The following is a 20,644-nucleotide window of genomic DNA, read 5'->3' on the forward strand; positions in this document are numbered from 1 at the left end:
CGTTGGTTCAGCCGACGACGAAAGAGTTGAGCGTGCAGGAGCAGACGGCGGTAAGTGAGGTCCGGACACGGCGGCGCGAACTGATGCGCCGGATGGTGGCGGAGGCGGGCCTCGGCCCCGACGCCGCCCGGCTCGCCCCGCGCGACGGCGCCGGGCCCGCCCCGCTGTCGTACGCGCAGCAGAGCATGTGGCTCCACCACCGCGCCTTCCCGGACAGCCCCGCCTACAACGTCTGCCTGCTCGTCCGCATGACGGGGCCGCTCGACACCGGCGCACTCCGGGACGCGCTGCGCGCCCTCGTCCGGCGGCACGCGATCCTCCGCACCACCTACGCGGAGGACGGCGACGGGCGCGCCGTCCAGACCGTCACGGGCGACGACTCCCTCGACCTCGCCCCGGTCGGCTGCGCCGACGCGGACGCGCGGGCCGCCGAACTCGCGGCGCGGCCCTTCGACCTGCGGAACGAGCGGCCGATCCGCCTCGAACTGCTGCGGACGGGCGACGACGAGCACGGCCTCGTCCTGGTCGTCCACCACATCGCATGGGACGGCATGACGTGGGGCTCGCTGTCGCGCGACCTGTCCGCGCTGTACCGGGCCGCCGTCACCGGCGAGCCGGACGGGCTGCCCGCCCTCGCCGTCCAGTACGCCGACTTCGCCGACTGGGAGCAGCGGCGGCCTATCCCGGAGGCGGACCTCGCGTACTGGCGGGAGCGCCTCGACCCGCCGCCCCCGCCGCTCGACCTGCCCGCCGACCGGCCGCGCGGCGCGGCGCCGTCCGAGCGCGGCGGACGCCGGGCGCGGCGCTTCGGCGACGACGTCACCGGCGGGATGCGGCGGCTCGCCGCCGAGGAGGACGCCACCCCGTACACGGTGATGCTTGCCGCGTACGCCGTCCTGCTGCACCGCTACACCGGGGCGGACGACGTCGCGGTCGGCTCGGCGGTCATGAACCGCGAGCATGTCGACGTCGAGCGGCTCGTCGGGAACTTCGGGAACACGCTGGTGATGCGGGTCGGGCTGGTGGGCGCGCCGACGTTCCGCGAGGCGGTGCGCCGCGCCGGCCGGACGGTCGCCGAAGGCTTCGCGCACCAGGCCGCGCCGTACGACCGGCTCGTCCGTGAACTGCGTCCGGCGCGGGGGCGGGGGCGGTCGGCGTTCTTCGACACGATGCTGCTGTTCCTCGCCCAGGAGATCGGCGAGCTGGACCTGCCCGGCGTCACGTCGACGTGGACGCACGTCCACAACGGCACCACGCACTTCGACCTGTCGCTGGAGGCGTTCGTCCGTCCGGGCGGGATGACGGTCGAGGCGACGTTCCGCCGCGAGCTGTTCGACGACGAGCGCGTCGACGCGCTGCTCGGCCACCTGGAGACCCTGCTCCGGGACGCGCTGGCCGACCCCGACCGTCCGATCGGCGCGCTCCAGGTCATGGACGACGCCGAACGCGCCCTCATCGACGCCGCCAACGACACCGGCCGCGACCTCCGCCAGGCGGACGTGGTCGCCCTGTTCGAGGAGCAGGCCGCCCGTACCCCGGACGCGACGGCGATCGAAGCCGGGCCCCTGTCCCTCACCTACGCCGAGCTGGACGAACGCTCGTCCGCCCTCGCCGCCGAACTCCGCGCCCGCGGCGCCGCGCCCGAGCGGACCGTGGCGCTCGCGCTGCCGCGCACGCCGGACCTCGTCGTCGCGCTGCTCGGCGTCCTGAAGACGGGCGCCGCATACCTCCCACTCGACCTGGACCATCCCGCCGACCGGCTCGCTTACATGCTGGACGACGCCGCGCCGCTCTGCGCCATCGTCACCCGTGACACCGCGCGCCTCCTACCGGACACGACCGGCCTGCTCGTCATCGACGGCCCCCGGCGCGAGGTCCTGGCCGGGCCGTCCCATCGGGCGCGCGCCGACGACCTCGCCTACGTCATCTACACCTCCGGTTCGACGGGACGTCCGAAGGGCGTCGCCGTCCCGCACGGCGCGCTGGCGAACTTCCTGCTCACGACGCGGTCGCGGCTCGGGCTCGGGACGGGCGACCGGCTCGTCGCGGTGACGACGATCGCGTTCGACATCGCCGCGCTGGAGCTGTTCGTCCCGCTGACCAGCGGCGCGACGGTCGTGCTGGCCGACCGCGCGACCGTCCGCGACCCTGCCGCGCTCGGCGCGCTGCTGGCGGACGCGACCGTCGTGCAGGGCACGCCGTCCCTGCTCGGCACGCTCGACCCGGACGCGCTCAAGGGCAAGCGGGTCCTGGTCGGCGGCGAGGCGCTGCCCGCCGCGCTCGCCGAGACCCTCGCCGGGGCCGCGTCGCTCGCGACCAACCTGTACGGGCCCACCGAGGCGACGATCTGGGCGACGGCGGCTGACCTGCCCTCTTCCGGCATCGGCACGCCGTTCTGGAACACCCGCGCCCATGTGCTCGACGCGGCGCTGCGTCCCGTTCCGCCGGGCGTGCCGGGCGAGCTGTACCTCGCGGGCGCGCAGCTCGCGCGGGGGTACGTCGGTCGCCCCGACCTGACGGCGGAGCGGTTCACGGCCGACCCGTACGGGCCGCCCGGGTCGCGCATGTACCGGACGGGCGACCTGGCGCGGCGCGCCCGCGACGGGTCGATCGAGTACCTCGGCCGCACCGACGACCAGGTGAAGATCCGCGGGTTCCGGATCGAGCCCGCCGAGGCGGAGGAGGTTCTCGCCGCGCAGCCGAGCGTCGCGCGGGCGGCCGTCGTCGTCCGCGAGGACCGCCCCGGAGAGCCGAGGCTCGTCGGCTACTACGTGCCGGACGGCGCCGCCCCCGACGAGGCCGCGCTGCGCGACGCGCTCGGCCGGGCGCTGCCCGAGTACATGGCGCCGTCCGCCCTGGTCGTGCTTGACGCGCTGCCCCGGACGGTCAACGGCAAGCTCGACCGCGCCGCGCTGCCCGCCCCCGAGGCCGGGGTGTCCGGACGCGCCCCGCGCGACGCACGCGAGGCCGCGCTCTGCGCGATCTTCGCCGAGCTGCTCGGCGTGGAGGGCCTCGGGATCGACGACGACTTCTTCGCGCTCGGCGGGCACTCGCTGCTCGCCACCCGCGTGGCCGCCAAGGCGCGGGCGGTGCTCGGCGGGACGCTGTCCATCGCGGACGTCTTCGAGGCGCCGACCGTCGCCGCGCTCGCGCCCCGGCTGGTCGCGTCGGAGGTCGCGCGCGTCCGCGACGTCGCGCGGCCGGACGTCGTCCCGGCGTCGGCGGCGCAGCGGGGGCTGTGGCTGGAGGAGCGGCTGCGCGGACCGTCCGCGTCGTACTCGCTGCCGCTCGGCCTGCGGCTGCGCGGCCCGGTCGACGAGGCCGCTCTGGACGCCGCTTTCGCCGACGTCGTCGCCCGCCACGAGGCACTCCGGACGCTGCTCATCGAGGGGCCGGACGGGCTGCCGGTGCAACGCGTCCTGGACGCGGACGTCCCCGTGCGTCTCGCGGTCATCGACGCTCGCGCGGAGACGCCGGAGCGGCGGGCGGCCCTGGAGCGCGAGGCCGCCGCGCACGTCTTCGACATCGGCCGCGACCTGCCCGTCCGAGGCACCCTCGTCCGGACCGGCGACGACGAGTGGTCGCTGATCCTGCTGCTGCACCACGCCGCCGCCGACGAGTGGTCGTTCACGCCGCTGCTCGCCGACCTGGCCCGCGCCTACGCGGCCCGGCGGGACGGCCGCGCGCCCGGCTGGGAGCCGCCGCCCGTCCAGTACGCCGACTACGCGGCCTGGCAGGCGCAGGCCGCCCCCGACGCGTCCGAGGGGCTCGACTTCTGGGCGGACGCGCTCGCCGGGCTGCCGGAGGAGACCGTCCTGCCGTTCGACCGGCCGCGTCCGGCGGAGGCGGGGCACCGGGGCGGGCTCGTCCCGTTCCGGCTCCCGGCCGCCGGGGCGCGGAGGCTCGCCCGCGAGACCGGGACCAGCGTGTTCATGGTCCTGCACGCCGCGGTCGCCGCGCTGCTCCAGCGGTTCGGCGCGGGCGACGACGTGGCGCTCGGCTCGCCCATCGCGGGACGTCCCGACGAGGACCTCGCCGGGCTCGTCGGCGTGTTCGTGAACCCGCTCGTGCTGCGGACCGACCTGTCCGGCGACCCGACGTTCGCGGAGCTGCTCGACCGGGTGCGCGCCGCCGACCTCGCCGCGTTCTCGCACGCCGACGTCCCGTTCGAGCGGGTCGTGGACCGGCTCGCGCCGGAGCGGTCGCTCGCCCGGAGCCCGCTGTTCCAGGTGATGATCGTCCATCAGCGGCTGGACGACGTGCGGCTCGCGCTGCCCGGCGTGCGCGCGGAGCCGTTCCTGCCGGAGACCGGCGGCGTCAAGTTCGACCTGGACCTGTACTTCGCCGAAGGCGACGCGGACGTCGAGGGGTTCGCCGCGTTCGACGCCGACCTGTTCGACGCGCCGACCGTCGAGCGGCTGCTCGACGCCCTCGACGACCTCCTTCTGCAGGTCACGGCCGATCCGGGGCGGCGGCTCTCGGCGCTGGGAGCGCGTGTCGAGCATCCCGACACGTCCCGCGCGTGGCCGGTGCGGACAGTCGCCGCGCTCATCGAGGAGCAGGCCGCCCGCACGCCCGGCTCGACCGCCGTCGTGTTCGGCGACACCGTCCTCACCTACGCGGAGCTGGACGCACGCGCCGAGGCGCTCGCCGACCAGCTCGCCGCCGCGGGCGCCGGTCCGGAGAAGGTCGTCGCGATCGCGCTCCCACGCTCGGACGAGTTCGCCGTCGCGCTGCTCGCCGTGCTGAAGACGGGCGCGGCCTACCTGCCGGTCGACCTGTCATATCCGCCCGCCCGCGTGCGGATGATGCTCGACGCGGTGAGCCCAGTGCTCGTGGTCGGGCGCGACGAACTGCCGCTGGACGCGCCCCGCCGATCCCGGCCCGACGTGCGGCCCGAGCATGCGTCGTACGTCGTGTTCACGTCCGGGTCGACCGGGACGCCGAAGGCCGTCGTCGGCACGCAGCGCGGCCTGGCCAACCGGCTCGCGTGGGGCGCGGACCTCGCCGCGCCGGGCGTCCGCGTCGCGAAGAGCTCGCCCGCCTTCATCGACGGGACGACCGAGCTGCTCGGCGGCCTCGTCGCCGGGGACGCCGTCGCCATCGCCGACGACGCGACCGCCACCGACGCGGTCGCGCTGGCCGCATTCGCCGAGGGGCACGGGGCCGGGCTGGTCACGCTCGTCCCGAGCCTCCTCGCCGCGCTCGCGGAGAACGGGCTTCCGACGTCCGTCACGACGTGGATCAGCAGCGGGGAGGCGCTGCCGCCCGCGCTCGCCGCGAAGGTCCCGGCGCGCCTGATCGACCTCTACGGGTGCTCGGAGGCGGCGGGCGACAGCCTGATCGCCGAAGGCGGGGGGCTGCGGCCGATCGCGAACACGCGCGCCCACGTCCTGGACGGCGCACTCCGCGAAGTCCCCGTCGGAGAGCTGTACCTCGCGGGCGACGGCCTCGCCCGCGGCTACCTCGGCGACCCGGCCCGCACCGCCGAGCGGTTCGTCGCGAACCCGTTCGGCCCGCCGGGATCGCGCCTCTACCGGACCGGCGACCGCGTCCGCCGCCGCGCGGACGGCGGGCTCGACTTCCTCGGCCGCGCCGACGCGCAGCTCGCGCTCCGCGGCTTCCGGATCGAGCCGGGCGAGGTCGAGGCCGCGCTCGCCGCGCGGCCGGGAGTGCGGCGGGCCGCCGTGACCGCCCACGGGTCCCGGCTCGTCGGCTATGTCGTCGGTGACGCCGACGCCGACGACCTGCGCGAACGGCTCGCCGCGCTGCTGCCCGGGTACCTCGTCCCGGACGACCTGGTCGTGCTGGACGAGCTGCCCCTCACCCCCAACGGCAAGGTCGACCGGCGTGCCCTGCCGGAGCCGGGACGGCCCGCTGCCGGACGGGCGCCCGCGACCGAGCCGGAACGCGTCCTCGCCGCGCTGGCCGCGGCCGTCCTCGGACGCGACGGCGTCGGCGCCGACGACGACTTCTTCCGCGCGGGCGGCGACAGCATCGGCGCGGCGCTGTTCGTCGCCCGCGCCCGCCGGGCCGGGCTGTCGTTCACCGTCCGGGACGTGTTCCGGCTGCGCACCGTCGAGGCCCTCGCCCGCGCCGCCGCGCCCGCCGTCGCCGGGCCGGTCCAGGAGGCGGAACAGAGCGGGGAGCTGCCGCTGTCGCCGCTCCAGGAAGGGCTCCTGTTCCACCTGATGATGGCCGGTGAGGGCCGCGACATCTACGTGCAGCAGGCCGTGGTGACGCTGTCCGGGCCGGTCGACCCCGGGCGGATGGCGGACGCGGCCCGCGCCGTCCTGGAGAAGTTCCCCAACCTGCGCGCGGGCTTCCGGACGGACGGCGACCGCGCCGTCCAGTTCGTCCCCGAGGAGTTCGAGACCCCGTGGACGCACGCCGACGTCGCCCCGGACGATCTCGACGCCTTCGCCGACGCGCAGCGCGCCGCGCCCTTCGACCCGGCCGAGCCGCCGCTGATCCGCTTCGCCCTCGCGAGCCTCGCGCCGGACGACCACCGCCTGATCCTGACGTCCGAGCTGATCCTGCTCGACGGCTGGTCGGGCGGCCTCCTTGTCACCTCGCTGCTCGACTCCTACACCGACGCGGAGGCGGAGGCGGCGCGTCCCGTCCGGCCGTTCCGCGCGTTCCTCGACTGGGTGAACGGCCGCGACCGGGACGCCGCCGTGGACGCCTGGCGCCGCGCGCTCGACGGGTTCGACGAGCCCGCGCTCGTCCGTCCCGGCCTGGTGGACCGGCCCGCCGACCTCGCCGCGGCGGGGGAGCTGCACCGCCCGCTGCCGCCTGGCCTCGCCGCCCGCCTGGAGGCCGTCGCCCGCGACCGGGGCGTCACCCCCGGCACGCTGTTCGAGACCGCGTGGGGCATGGTCCTGATGGGCCTCACCGGACGCGACGACGTGGTGTTCGGCGCGTCGGTGTCCGGACGCCACCCGGACGTGGACGGCGTCGAGTCGATGGTCGGCCTGCTGTTCAACACGATCCCCGTCCGCGTGCAGGCCGGGCCCGCGGAGCCGCTCGCGACCGTGCTCGACCGTGTCCAGTCCGCCCGGTCCGAGCTGTTCGACCACGGGTTCGTCGCGCTCGCGGACGTCCAGCGCGCCACCGGGCTCGGCACGCTCTTCGACACGCTGTTCGTCTTCCAGAACTTCCCCGGCATGCCGACCGACCGGGGCTTCGGCCCGGACGGCGCGCTCCGCGTCCGGGGACGCGAGGTCCGCGACGCCACCCACTACCCGATCACCATGGTCGTCGAGCCGGGCAAGGCGCTCCGCGTCATGTACCGGGGGGACGCGTTCACGCGGGACGAGGCGGAGCGTGTCACCGACCGGTACGTGCGCGTCCTGGAGACGCTCGCCGAATCGCCGGACGCGCCGTGCCACCGCCTCGACCTGCTCACCGGGGACGAGCGCGAGCGCCTCCGCCGCGACTGGGACGAGGCGGTCCGCCCCGTCCCCGAGCTGACGGTCGCCGAACTCCTCGCCGACCGCGCCGCCCGGCAGCCGGACGACCTCGCGCTGGTCTCCCTGCCCGACGTCCGGCTCACCTACGGGGAGCTGAACGCCGAGGTCAACCGGCTCGCCCGGCTGCTGATCGCGCACGGCGCGGGCCCGGAGCGGGTCGTCGCGCTGGCGCTGCCGCGCTCGGCGGAGATGGTCGTCGCGCTGTTTGCCGTGCTCCGCACGGGCGCCGCCTACCTGCCGCTCGAACTCGACTATCCGGCGGACCGGCTCGACTACATGCTCCAGGACGCGGCCCCCGTCTGCCTCGTCTCGCACCGCGACATCGCCGCACGCCTCGCCAACCCCAGCACGACCCTCGCCCTGGACGACCCCGGCACGGCGAGCGCCCTCGCCGACCTCCCCGGCACCGCCCCGACCCCCGATGAGACGCCCGGCTTCGCCCCAGGTACCCCCGGCCGTCTCGACCACCCGGCCTACGTCATCTACACATCCGGCTCCACGGGACGTCCCAAGGGCGTGGTCACCCCCTACCGGGGTCTTACGAACATGCAGTACAACCACCGGGCCAACATCTTCGACCCGGTCGTCGCGTCGGCCGGGCGGCGGCTGCGCATCGCGCACACCGTCTCGTTCTCCTTCGACATGTCGTGGGAGGAGCTGCTCTGGCTCGTCGAGGGCCACGAGGTGCACGTCTGCGACGAGGACCTGCGCCGCGACGCCGAGGCCCTGACCGCCTACCTGCGCGAACACCGCGTCGACGTCATCAACGTCACGCCCACCTACGCGCAGCAGCTCCTCGACGAAGGGCTCCTCGACGGGGAGCACCGGCCGCCGCTCGTCCTGCTGGGCGGGGAGGCCGTCCCGACCTCGGTGTGGGACCGTCTCGCGCAGGCCGACGGCGTCCTCGGCTACAACCTGTACGGGCCGACCGAGTACACGATCAACACTCTCGGCGGCGGCACCGAGGACAGCGCCACCCCGACCGTCGGCAAGCCGATCTGGAACACGCGCGGCTACGTGCTGGACGGCTGGCTGCGCCCCGTCCCGCCGGGCGCGCCCGGCGAGCTGTACATCGCGGGCGCCGGGCTGGCCCGCGGCTACCTGGGGCGGCCCGACCTGACGGCCGAGCGGTTCGTCGCCGACCCGTCCGGCCCGCCCGGTTCGCGCATGTACCGGACGGGCGACCTCGTCCGCGTCCGGGACGACGGCAACATCGACTTCCTCGGCCGCACCGACGACCAGGTGAAGATCCGCGGCTACCGGGTCGAGCTGGAGGAGATCGAGACGGCGCTCGCCGCCGAGCCCGGCGTCGGGCAGGCCGCCGTGGTCGCCGCCGACACCGGAGTTCCCGGCGTGAAACGCCTCGTCGGGTACGTCGTCCCGGACGGGACGCGCGCGGGCGCCGCCGACGAGCAGCTCGCCGAATGGCGGCAGCTCTACGACGCCGAGTACACCGAGGTCGGCACCGTCGTCCACGCGGAGGAGTTCGCGGGCTGGGACAGCAGTTACGACGGCGCCCCCATCCCCCTGGACGACATGCGCGAATGGCGGACGGCGACCGTCGACCGCGTCCGGGCGCTGCGCCCGCGCCGTGTCCTGGAGATCGGTGTCGGTGTGGGGCTGATCCTCACCCGCCTGGCACCGGAGACCTACGAGTACTGGGGCACCGACTTCTCCGAGCCGGTCATCGCGAAACTGGAGCACGACCTCGGCCCGGAGTCGCAGGTGCGGCTGAGCTGTCAGCCCGCGCACGACATCAGCGGCCTCCCCGAAGGCCATTTCGACACGATCGTCGTCAACTCGGTCGCGCAGTACTTCCCCGGCGCCGCCTACCTCCAGGACGTCATCGCCAAGGCGATGCGGTTGCTCGCGCCCGGCGGGGCTCTGTTCCTCGGGGACGTCCGCGACCTGCGGACGGTCCGCTGCCTGCACGCCGCGATCCAGCTCGGCCGCGGCGGGGGAGACCTGGACGCGGTGGAGCGGGCCGTCCGGATGGAGAAGGAACTCCTGCTCGACCCGGCGTTCTTCACCGCCCTGGACGGCCCCGCCCGCGTGGACGTCCTGACCAAGCGCGGCACGCACCACAACGAGCTGACCAGGCACCGGTACGACGTCGTCCTCTGGAAGGACGTCCCGCCCGCCCCGGACACCTCGGTCGTCGACTGGACCGGGCTCGACGACCTGCGCGCCAAGCCCGAGGGCCCGTTGCGCGTCCGCCGGATCCCGGACCCGAGGCTGTCCGGCGAGGTCGCCGCCCTGGACGCCCTCCGCGACGGCGCGCCACCCGACGACGCCCGCGCCCTGCTCACCGCGCCCCCGGACGGCGTCGAACCCGAGACCCTCCACGCCCTGTACCCGGACGTCGTCCTTACGCCGTCCGACCGGATCGGGCACTACGACGCCGTGTTCGGCGGGGGAGCGGCCGCGCTCCCCGCCGAGCCGGGACGCCCGCCCGCCTCCTACGCGAACAACCCGGTCGCCGCCCGCGACCACGGCGTGCTGGCGGCCCGCGTCCGGGAGAGCCTCAAGGGGCGGCTCCCCGGCTACATGGTGCCGAGCGCGATCATGACCCTTGACGCGCTGCCGCTGACCGTCAACGGCAAGCTCGACCGCCGCGCCCTCCCCGACCCGGGGCAGGACGGCCCGCGCCGCCGTGGACGCGCCCCGCGCACGCCCGTCGAACGCGTCCTGTGCACGCTGTTCGCCGAGATCCTGGACGCCCCCGGCGCAGGCATCGACGACGGGTTCTTCGACCTCGGCGGGCACTCCCTGCTCGCCACCCGCCTCGTCGGCCGGGCCCGCGCCGCGCTCGGCGCCGACCTCGCGATCCGCGACCTGTTCGAGGCGCCGACCGTCGCCGAGCTGGCCGGGCGCGTCCACCGTTCCGCGACCGCCGGGGCGCGGCCCGCACTGGGGCCGAGGGAGCGGCCCGAGCGCATTCCGCCGTCGTCGGCGCAGCGGCGGCTCTGGATGCTCGACCAGCTCCTCCGCGAGGACGACGGCCCGCGCGGCGCCTACCACCTGCCGCTCGCCGTCCGGCTGCGCGGCGACCTCGCCCTCGCCGCGCTCGAAGCCGCGGTCGCCGACGTCACCGCCCGGCACGAGAGCCTGCGGACGGTGTTCGCCGAGCACGACGGCGTCCCCTACCAGCGGATCCTGCCGCCGGACGAGGCGCGCCCCGTCCTGGAGGTCGCGACGTGCCCGCCGGAGGACGTCATCGCCCGCCCGTTCGACCTTGCCAAGGACCTCCCGTTGCGCGTCGCCGTGTTCCCGGAGGGCGAGCGGGAGCACCTGCTGCTCGCCGTCTTCCACCACATCGCGTTCGACGAATGGTCGTTCGGCCCGTTCGCGCGGGACGTCGCCGAGGCGTACACGGCCCGCCTCGCCGGCCGCGCCCCGGCGTGGGAGCCGCCGCCCGTCCAGTACGCCGACCACGCCCTGTGGCAGCGGGAGCTGCTCGGCGACCCGCTCGACCCGGGCAGCGTCCACGCCCGCCAGCTCGACCACTGGGCGCGGACCCTCGCCGGGCTTCCGGAGGAGATCCCGCTGCCGGTGGACCGGCCGCGTCCCGGCACGGTCGGGCAGCGCGGCGGCACGCTCACCGCCGACCTGCCGCCCGGCCTGGCCCGGCGGGTCCGCCAGGTGGCCCGCGACGCCGGCGCCAGCACGTTCATGGTCTGCCAGGCCGCCGTCGCCGCGCTGCTGCACCGGACGGGCGCGGGCGACGACGTCCCGATCGGCAGCCCGGTCGCCGGACGCACCGAGGAGGCGGCCCGCGACCTCGTCGGGTTCTTCGTGAACACGCTGGTGCTGCGCGCCGACGTGTCCGGCGACCCGTCGTTCGCGGACCTGCTCGGGCGCGTTCGGGAGGCCGACCTCGCCGGGCTCGCCAACCAGGACCTGCCGTTCGAGGCCGTCGTCGAGGCGCTGCGCCCGCGCCGCGTGCCCGGCCGCAACCCGCTGTTCCAGGTGATGGTCGGCTATGAGAACCAGGGCACCGGCGACGTCCGGTTCCCCGGCCTGGAGCAGCGGGAGGCGCTGTTCGGGCCGGGCGCGGCGAAGTTCGACCTCGACTTCATCTTCCGCGAGGTCCCGGACGCCGACGACCTCCGGTTGATCGTCGACTACTCCGCCGACCTGTTCGACCGGGACACGGTCGCCGCCCTCGCGGACGGCCTGATCGCGCTCCTGGAGGTCGTCGCCGCCGACCCGTCCGTCCGGGTGGGCGCGCTGCCCGCGGGCCCGGCCGCCCGCGCCGTTACCGCCGAGCCGGACGCCGAGCCGGACGCGGGCCGTCCCGCCGCGCGCCGCGAAGGCGACGACCGGGAGGCGGCCCTGTGCCGGATCTTCGCCGCAGAGCTCGGCGTCGCCGAGGTAGGCCCGGACGACGACTTCTTCGACCTCGGCGGCCACTCGCTGCTCGCCATGAAGCTGGTCCGCCGGATCAGGAGGGAGCCCGGCTGCGAGTCCCTGAAGATCGCGACCCTGATGACCGCGCCCACCGTCGCGGGCCTGCTGGCGAGGCTCCGGTGAGCCGCCTCATACCCCCGCGCCCATTGCAAGGTTAGGTGAGCCTAACCTAAGATCACGACCGTCCACCCCCCTGGAACACCTGGAAGGACACCGGTCCCCTATGCGCACCATGATGCGGCGCGCGGCCGTCACCGCCGCGCTCGTCCTCAGCCTCGGCACGGCCGCCGCGTGCGGCGGCGACGAGCCGGCGGACGACGCCTCCGGCGGCTCGGCCGGCGGGGCGTACCCCGTCACGATCGCCCACAAGCTCGGCACCGCGAAGGTCGAGTCCGAACCGAAGCGGATCGTCGCGCTCGGCGAGGTCGACCAGGACGCGCTGCTCGCCCTCGGCGTCACCCCGGTCGGGATGGCCGAGCTGACCGGCGTCCAGCCCGACGGCCTCGCCCCGTGGACCGCGCCGAAGCTGACCGGCGAGAAGCCCAAGCTGCTCAAGGCGGGGGAGGCCGGGTTCAACCTGGAGGAGATCGCCGCGCTGCGTCCCGACCTGATCCTCGCCGCCGGGGACTTCTACATCGACAAGGAGTACGGCAAGCTCTCCAAGCTCGCCCCGACCGTCGCCTACCAGACGGGGCCCGCCGAGGACGCCTGGCAGGCGATCACCCTCCAGGTCGCCAAGGCGGTCGGCAAGTCCGAGGAAGGGGCGAAGGTCGTCGGCGACGTCGACCGCAGGATCGCCGCCGTGAAGACCGACAACCCCCAGCTGGACGGCAGGACGTTCGCGTTCACCAGCGTCATGCCGAACGGGAACATCGGCGTCATGAAGTCCGAGCAGGACACCAGCGTCAAGATGCTGACCCAGTTCGGCATGAAGCTCCCCGAGCCGCTCAAGAAGCTGCCCGGCGACGGGTTCGCCGCCGAGCTGAGCATGGAGAAGGTGTCCGTCCTGGACGAGGACGTCCTGATCAGCCACTACAACGACGACCCCGCCACGCAGAAGAAGATCGAGGGGAACAAGCTGTTCGCCGACCTCGGCGCCGTGAAGCGCGGCTCCTACGTGGCGCTCGACCTCAAGTCGTTCTGGCCGCTGCGCACCCCGACGCCGCTCGCCGTGCCGTACGTGATCGACCAGGTCGTCCCGAAGATCGCCAAGGCCGCGGACGCGGCCAAGCCCGCCTGATGCCGGAGGAACGCATGCAGACCCCCGTCCACGACGTGGTCGGCATCGGGTTCGGCCCGTCCAACCTGGCCCTCGCCGTAGCGCTCGACGAAGCGCGCGGCGGCGGCGGAGGCGGCACGGACGCGGTGTTCTTCGAGAAGCAGCCCGCGTTCGGCTGGCACCGGGGCATGCTCATCGACGGCGCCACCATGCAGGTCCACTTCCTCAAGGACCTCGTGACGATGCGGAACCCGGCCAGCCCGTACTCGTTCCTCGCCTACCTGCACGCACGCGGACGCCTCGTCGACTTCGTCAACCACAAGACGATGTTCCCCACCCGGATCGAGTTCCACGACTACCTCGAATGGACGGCCGCCGCGTTCGAGGACAGGGTCCGCTACCGCTCCGAGGTGGTCGCGCTGCGCCCGTACGACGACGACCTCCTCGAAGTCGTCGTCCGGCGCGACGACGAGCTGGAGACGCACCTGAGCCGCAACGCCGTCATCGGCGCGGGCCTGGAGCCCGTCCTGCCGGAGGGGATCCGGCCGGGCGAGCGGATCTGGCACACCGAGGACCTGCTCACCCGGCTCGGCGAGCGGCCGGGCGGGCGCCCCCGCCGGTTCGTCGTGGTCGGCGCGGGGCAGAGCGCCGCCGAGGCCGTCGAGTACCTGCACCGGACGTTCGCCGACGCCGAGGTGTGCGCCGTCTTCGCCCGCTACGGGTACTCGCCCGCCGACGACAGCTCGTTCGCCAACCGCATCTTCGACCCCGACGCCGTCGACCACTACTACGACGCCCCCGGCGACGTGAAACGGATGCTGTTCGACTACTCGCGCAACACCAACTACTCGGTGGTCGACCTCGACCTCATCGACGAGCTGTACCGGCGCTCGTACGCCGAGAAGGTCGCGGGCGCGGAACGGCTCCGCATCCTCAACGCCTCGCGCGTGACGGACGTCCAGGAGCGACCGGACGGCGTCCGCGCGCGGGTCGTGTTCCTGCCGACCGGCGAGGTCACCGAGCTGGACGCCGACGTCCTCGTGTACGCCACCGGCTACCGCGAGCGCGACCCGTTCGACCTGCTCGGCGAGGCGGGCGCGCATTGCCGCGCGGGCGAGGACGGGCACCCTGTCGTCGAGCGGGACTACCGCATCGCGACCGAGCCCGGCCCCCGCTGGGGCGTCTACCTGCAAGGCGCCACCGAGCACAGCCACGGCATCGCGTCGTCGCTGCTGTCCATGACCGCCGTGCGCACGGGCGAGATCGTCCGCTCGATCACCCACCGCGCGGCCCGAGTCGCCCAGGAGGCGTGATGACCAATCCGTTCGACGACGCGGACGGGATCTTTCTCGTGCTCGTCAACGACGAGGGGCAGCACTCGCTGTGGCCGTCGTTCGCGGACGTCCCCGCCGGGTGGACGGTCTCGTTCGGGCCCGCGCCGCGCTCCGAGTGCCTCGACCACGTCACCGCGAACTGGAGCGACCTCCGTCCCCGGAGCCTGACCGCCTGAGGCGGGCGGCGGCGCTGGTCCGGCGGAACCGGCCCCGGGACGTCTCCGCAGGTGGACCACGGGGTCGCGCCGAAGTGTGACATGTCGCGGCGCGCCGACGCTGTCAGGGGTGAGAGCCGGATCGTTGCGACGGCGCACCGGTGGGAGGGGAACCCGCGCCGCTCGCGACCGCTCCGGCCCCCGCCGGAGGGCGGGACGGGTCACGCAGGCGCCGGGGCGGACGCCGCGGAGCCGTCCCGCTCCCCGGCTCAGTCCTCCGGGCCGCTCTCCGGCCCGCCGGGGCTGCGCAGGCCGTTCAGGAACAGGTCGACGTAGTGCTCGCTGATCGCGGCCGTCTTCAGGCCGCCGCCCGGCCGGTACCAGACGCCGATCTGGTGGACGGTCCCGAAGAAGAAGTGGACGGCGATGTCGGCGGGCGTCGCGGTGCGGAACGTCCCCTCGCGCTGGCCCTCCTCGACCAGGGCGCGGAACCGCTCGTGGTAGCGGCGCCGCTCGGCGCGGACGGCGGCGCGCCGGTCGCGGGCGAGCAGGTGCGTCGAGCGGAAGAAGACCGTGAAGTCGTCCAGGTGGAGGAACGAGGTGTTCAGGACGTCGACGGCGGCGGCGCGCAGCCGCTCCTCGGCGGTGCCGGGGCCGTCGGCGATCTGCTCCAGCCGGGCCATCTGCAGGGCGAGCAGCCGGTGGTAGATCTCGTAGAGAAGATCGTCCTTTGAGCCGAAGTAGTGGTACATCGCGCCCTTGGTGACGCCCGCCGCGTCGACGATCTCCTGCACGGAGGTGTTCTCGAAGCCCTTCTCGGCGAACATGCGGGTCGCGACGGCCAGCAGCCGGTCGGGGAGGGGCAGGTTGTCGGGCAGCCGGCTCACGGGCGCCTGAGTCATCGTTCCCACCTCCGTCCGGGGAGCCCCCGGGCGTCGCACCGTCCCGGCGCGGCCGCCCGCGGAACGCGGAACAGCCTACCGGGCCGGGGCTCCGGGCATCCGCGCCTCGACCGGGGCCCGGCCCGGCGCGGGCGCTCCGCCGCCCATGCGGTTCTCCCCATGTCCGTTTCGAGCCTGGGGGACGGGCGGCGTGACGGCAACGCAATAAAGCCGGGGGTGGTCTTGCTATGGATCACGGGGAGGATGATCCGTGGGCGGCGTGCGGGGGACGAGGCGGGAGGGCGCGGTGATCCGTTCCGGCGGGGGACGAGCCGCGGCGGCGAAGCAGGTCGCCGCCGCGCGGGCTGGAACGATCTGATGGCGCTGTCGGTCGGGTTCAGCCTGCTCGCCGCGTTCCTGTTCGCGGGCGCCGCCGCCCTGCAGTACCGGGCGGCGCGGCGCGCGGTGCGCGGCGGGTCGGACGCCTCGGCCGCGCACGGGCTGATCCGGCGGCTGGTCCGCGACCCGGTGTGGCTGACGGGCTGGGGCGTGAACCTCGCCGGGTTCTGCGCGCAGGCCGTCGCGCTGCACTTCGGCTCGACGGCGATCGTCCAGCCGCTGCTGGTCACCCAGCTCGTCTTCACGATCGTGCTCGGGACGGTCGGCACCGGCCGCCGCCCCGCCCGGACGGACCTGCTCGGCGGCGTCGCCGTGTCGGCGGGGCTCGCCGTCCTGTTCACGGTGCCGGGCGCGATCCCGCCGGAGGGCGAGCCGTCCCGGCCCCGGCTGTTCCTCGCCGGGCTGATCGCCGCGCCGGTGATCATCGTGCTGTCCCGGGCGGCGTGGCTGCGCCGGGGGCCGGTGCGGGCCGCGCTGCTCGGCGTCTGCGCGGGCCTGTTCTTCGCCGCGACCGCCGTGCTGATCAAGCTGACCACCGCCGACCTCGTGGAGCGGGGCGTCGCCGCGACCGCCGCCGACTGGCCCGGCTACGCCCTCGCGGGCAGCACGCTGCTCGGGCTGATCCTGGAGCAGCGGGCGTTCGCCGCCGGTTCGCTGCCCGCCGCGATGACCGCGATGACGATGACGAACCCGATCGCGTCCTACCTGGTGGCGGCCCTCGCCTTCCGGACGCTGCCGCCCCGGACGGCGTCCGCGTTCGTCGCCGTGTCGGTCAGCGCGGCCCTCCTCACCGCCGGGGTGGCGATGCTGTCCCGGTCCGCGGCCGTCGAGCGCGAGGCGGCGACCTGACCCCCCGGAAAGGGTCCCGCTCTAGGCGGGAACGCGGACGCCGTCGTCGCCCGTGCGGCGCCGCGCGGTCAGCCGCCGTCCGAACCGCTGCGCCGGACGCTCGACGTACCGGTGCGCCAAGGCGGCCGACGCGAGCACCGTCGTCCACAGCACCACGCCCCACAGCAGCCGGACGGACCCGGGAAGGTTGCCCGTGTCGCGCCCGCCGACGGCCCAGATCGCCTGGATGACCAGCGGGTGCAGCAGGTACACCGAGTAGCTGACGAGCCCCGACCACACCAGCACGCGCGGCATCGGGCGGTTCCGCAGCGCGAGCCCCGCGAGGAAGGTCAGCCAGGCGGCGGCGACGGCGGCGGACCAGTCCAGGCCGAGCGGGTTCGGATTGGCGTTGAGGGCCCACGCGGTCGGCGTCCGCAGGCCCGCGACCAGCGAGAACGCGGGGACGACCGCGACCATCGCGGCGGCGGGCCAGGGGCGCAGGCGGCCGTCCTGGATGCCGCGGACGGCCGTCCCGGCGAACATCGTGGCGATGACGCAGAGGCTCTCGATGGCGCCGATGCGGCTGTCCAGGACGAGCAGCCCCAGCGCCAGGGTCACCACGACCGCGACCCCGGTGCGGCGGACCCGGCGCCACCCGCTGACCATGGCGGCGAGCCCGACCGCGAGGAGCAGCGCGGCGGCGAGGATCGTCGCGCCCGGCCACCGGGACGCGAGCAGCACCGACGGCAGCGCGACGCCGAGGATCGCCGCGCCCACCCCGAACCCGAGCGCCACCCGCGCGCTGGAGCGGTGGATCCCGGCGACGAACATCGCCGTCACCAGCAGGTAGAAGACCATCTCGTAGGAGAGCGTCCAGAACACGTTGACGGCGTTCGGCACGCCCAGCAGGTCCTGCAGCATGGTCGCGTGGGCCAGCGCGGACGCCCACGGCCGGTCGGCGAGAGCGGCGGGCAGTCCGTACGACAGCCCGACCGAGCCGAGCACGAGCGCGAGTATCACCGACACGAACCAGGCGGGGTAGAGGCGGAAGAACCGCCCCACCCAGAACTCCCGGACGCTCCCGCGCCGTTCCAGCGAGAACGGGACGACGTACCCGCTGACGAGGAAGAAGACGAACACCCCGTACCGGCCGAAGTCGAACCACGGGCTCGCGCCGCTGCGGACCTCGGGGAGCAGCACGTCCAGGGAGTGCTCGAACACCACCACCAGCGCCGCGAGGCCGCGCAGCGCGTCCAGCCAGCCCATCCGGGCGGCCGCCGCCGGACGGGAGCCGATCTGCGTTTCAGGTGGGGTCAGGGTGTTCGTCGGCATTCGGGCCACCATAGGGGCGGTGTCTCGGCGTTCTCCAGCCGGAAGATGAGAATTGCCTTAACGGAACGCTCCGGCGACTGACGCAGTGTGATCGTCCCGGGTGCGTCAGGACCGGCGGGAACGGCGTTCCGGCGGCCTCGCGCGCGGCGCGCGGTGAGGCCCGCGACTGTGATCAACCCCACAATGCGGACGGGCGCGCCGGGGGACGGGTCAGCGCACCCCGACCGCCCCGTACATGATCGGCTCGCGACCGGGCCGGGACGTCCCGCCGAACGGCGCGCCGCCGAGCGGCACGAGCCCCGGCGACACCGCCCGGAACGGTCCGAGGATCTCCGCCATCCCGGCGGCGTCGCGCGGGATCAGCGGGACGCCGCTCGCGTCCGCGTACCGCCACGCGGCCTCGGCGAACGCGCCGGGCGCGAAGTCGGCGGTGGCGTGCGAGACGACCAGCCCGCTGCCCGGCGCGGCGGGCGCGGCGAGCGCGGCGACGAGGCCGGCCGCGTCCGGCAGGAAGTGCAGGACGGACGAGAACACCAGCGCCACCGGCTCCGCCGGGTCGATGAGGCGGCGCACCTCCGGGCTGCCGAGGATCGAGCCGGGGTCGCGGACGTCCGCCCGCAGCGCCGCGACGTTGCCGCCGTCGATCAGCAGCGCGCGGGCGTGCGCGATGACGAGCGGGTCGTCGTCCACGTAGACGACGCGGGCGCCGGTGGCGTGCCGCGCGGCGATCCGGTGCAGGGCCTCCGAGGTGGGCAGCCCGCAGCCGAGGTCGAGGTACTGCCGGACGCCGCGCGCGGCGAGCACCCGGACGGCGCGGGCGAGGAACTCGCGGGCGGCGCGGACCGCGTCCCCCGCCTGCGGCAGGACGGCGAGGACCTCGTGCGCGAGCTCGCGGTCGGCGGCGTAGTTGTCCTTGCCGCCGAGGAGGTAGTCGTGGACGCGGGCGGTCCCCGGCCTGTCCAGGGCGAGCCGCGTCCCCGGCGCCCGTGTCGCGGGCGTCCGCGCGCCGGCCGTCGTCATTGCGTCACCTGTCGCCTTCGCCAAGAGGGAGCGTGCTCGGCTCACCCTCGACGGTAGGCCGCCGAGCCGGGCGCGCGGGCGGCGAGACCGCCCGGCGGCCCGGCGGCCGCGCCCGCGGTGGCCGCATGGGGACAGGCGCGTTTGGCGGCCTCCGGCGCGCTCCGGAGGCAAGCGGGACGGGCAGCAGGAGCGCGGCGCGCGGACGCGGCGGTGCCAGACCGCCGGCCCGCCCACGGGCACTATTGGACAAATGGCCATTTCTGGTCATGACTCCGGCTTAACCGCCGGACCGGTACCCCTGTCGGAAAGCTCAGGAGCCGCCTCCGGGGTCGCGCCACATCAGCCAGACGGACGGCGCGCCACGGCCCGACAGCGGCAGCTCCTTCGTCACACGGAAGCCGAACCGCTCGTAGTAGGCGATGTTGCGCTCCTTCGAGCTTTCCAGGTAGGCGGGGACGCCCTCCGCGTCGCACCGGTCCAGCCGCGACCGCAGCAGCGCGCTCCCGAGCCCGTTGCCCTGCGCCGGGGGATCGGTGCCGAGCATCGCCAGGTACCAGTGCGGCTCGCGCGGGTGGTGGCGCTCGATCTCGCTCAGCGTCCGCAGCGTGACCGGAACCCGCGCGCCGAAAGCGCGCAGCAGCGGCAGCGTCTGCGTCACCTGCACGCGCAGCGGGACGCGCCACCGCCCGGGCGGGTCCCACAGCGCCGCCGCCTCCGGCCGCGCGCCCCGCCCGGTCGACTCGCTGCCGCCGTGCCGGAGGTGCACCCGGCGCAGCGTGAGCGCGTAGAGGCCGGTCAGGCGGCGGATCCGGGACGCCTCATCCGGCACCAGCCAGCTCCAGACCGGGTCGTCGTCGAAGGCGCGGGCGAGGAGGGCGGCGAGCTCGTCGACGTCCGGGGCCGTGGCCGCGCGGACGACCGGGGACGGAACGGGGTTGGTGGTCATGGCGCGGCCTCCTCGGGGGACGCGCCGATCGTCACCGCCGCCGCGTCCGCGCGTCAAGGAGCGCGGGCGCGAGCGGCGCATGCGGAATCGCGTGCGAGAGCGCGTCGCGGACGGGAGCCTGTCAGACGGGAGTGTGCCACAGAAAGGGCCCGCGATACGCGCGCTGGAGGGCGCTATCCGCAGTCCTCCCCGGCCCGGAGGATCTCCTCCAGGACGAGCGCGGAGCCGATCCCGACGAGCCAGGTGTCCTTGGCGAGCGGGATGCCCTCCGGGGTGGGGCGTATCCCGCCGGGCTCCCGCATGCCGGGCAGCCGCCAGTACAGGCCGGTCAGCCCGCCCGCGAACGCGGTGAGCGCGGCGCCCGCGACCAGCGACGGCACCAGGGGCACGGCCAGCGCGGCGCCGAGCGCGACCTCGGCGGCGCCGAGCCTGCGGGTGAAGGTCCGCGCGTCCTGCGACTCCAGGAACGGGTAGGCGGTCTTCGCCATGCCGTGATACTGGTCGGCCGTCTCGTCCGTGTGCTTGAGCTTCGAGATGCCCGAGTTCAGGACGAACGCCCCGACGATCAGGCGGACGGGCATCTGGTGAGCGCGAGCGAGGAGCCGCATGGTTCCCCCAACCGTCGGTGGGACAGGGCGCTCGGTTTCA

Annotated in this window: 10 protein-coding genes; 5 read left to right on the forward strand and 5 right to left on the reverse strand. The window is 74.9% G+C overall.

Translation table 11 applies throughout. The features are described 5' to 3' along the window. Window positions 1–32: 32 nt before the first annotated feature. From FXF65_RS39880 to FXF65_RS39895, 4 genes are all read left to right on the forward strand, one after another. The gene (locus tag FXF65_RS39880; RefSeq protein WP_148355671.1) at window positions 33–12,005 is read left to right on the forward strand and encodes a non-ribosomal peptide synthetase; all 11,973 of its coding nucleotides are present in this window, start codon (window positions 33–35) and stop codon (window positions 12,003–12,005) included. Window positions 12,006–12,105: 100 nt separating this feature from the next. Beyond that, window positions 12,106–13,122, forward strand: coding sequence for an iron-siderophore ABC transporter substrate-binding protein (locus FXF65_RS39885; RefSeq protein WP_222868992.1), 1,017 nt, complete (start codon window positions 12,106–12,108; stop codon window positions 13,120–13,122). A gap of 14 nt (window positions 13,123–13,136) precedes the next feature. Continuing rightward, a complete protein-coding gene (locus tag FXF65_RS39890) occupies window positions 13,137–14,414 on the forward strand; it encodes a lysine N(6)-hydroxylase/L-ornithine N(5)-oxygenase family protein (RefSeq protein ID WP_246199417.1) in 1,278 nt (425 codons plus the stop codon). Next, window positions 14,414–14,611 (forward strand): MbtH family protein, encoded by a 198-nt coding sequence (locus FXF65_RS39895; RefSeq protein WP_281289002.1) that lies wholly within the window; start codon window positions 14,414–14,416, stop codon window positions 14,609–14,611. The genes FXF65_RS39890 and FXF65_RS39895 overlap by 1 nt, the downstream gene beginning before the upstream one ends. Window positions 14,612–14,859: 248 nt before the next feature. Here the strand turns inward: FXF65_RS39895 and FXF65_RS39900 are convergent, their stop codons facing one another. Then, entirely contained in the window at window positions 14,860–15,492 is a 633-nt protein-coding gene (locus FXF65_RS39900) for a TetR/AcrR family transcriptional regulator (protein WP_148355674.1), read from the reverse strand. A gap of 357 nt (window positions 15,493–15,849) precedes the next feature. On the opposite strand from FXF65_RS39900, the gene FXF65_RS39905 reads away from it, so the two are divergent. After that, window positions 15,850–16,719: a DMT family transporter gene (locus tag FXF65_RS39905; RefSeq protein WP_148355675.1), complete on the forward strand. Its 870-nt coding sequence runs from the start codon at window positions 15,850–15,852 to the stop codon at window positions 16,717–16,719. Window positions 16,720–16,740: 21 nt separating this feature from the next. Here FXF65_RS39905 and FXF65_RS39910 read toward each other — a convergent pair whose 3' ends face one another. The 4 genes from FXF65_RS39910 to FXF65_RS39925 all read right to left on the reverse strand — a co-directional run bounded on the left by FXF65_RS39910 (window position 16,741) and on the right by FXF65_RS39925 (window position 20,604). Further along, on the reverse strand, window positions 16,741–18,030 hold the full coding sequence (locus tag FXF65_RS39910; RefSeq protein WP_187412779.1) for an acyltransferase family protein: 1,290 nt from the start codon (window positions 18,028–18,030) through the stop codon (window positions 16,741–16,743). Between the two features lie 210 nt (window positions 18,031–18,240). Beyond that, on the reverse strand, window positions 18,241–19,050 hold the full coding sequence (locus FXF65_RS39915) for an SAM-dependent methyltransferase (RefSeq protein WP_187412780.1): 810 nt from the start codon (window positions 19,048–19,050) through the stop codon (window positions 18,241–18,243). 310 nt (window positions 19,051–19,360) lie between these two features. Further along, entirely contained in the window at window positions 19,361–19,996 is a 636-nt protein-coding gene (locus tag FXF65_RS39920; protein ID WP_148355678.1) for a GNAT family N-acetyltransferase, read from the reverse strand. A 173-nt stretch (window positions 19,997–20,169) separates the two neighbouring features. After that, window positions 20,170–20,604, reverse strand: a complete 435-nt coding sequence (locus FXF65_RS39925; protein WP_148355679.1) for a MauE/DoxX family redox-associated membrane protein — start codon at window positions 20,602–20,604, stop codon at window positions 20,170–20,172. Between the last annotated feature and the right edge of the window lie 40 nt (window positions 20,605–20,644).

This window comes from Actinomadura syzygii, assembly GCF_008085905.1.
Lineage (GTDB): Bacteria > Actinomycetota > Actinomycetes > Streptosporangiales > Streptosporangiaceae > Spirillospora > Spirillospora syzygii.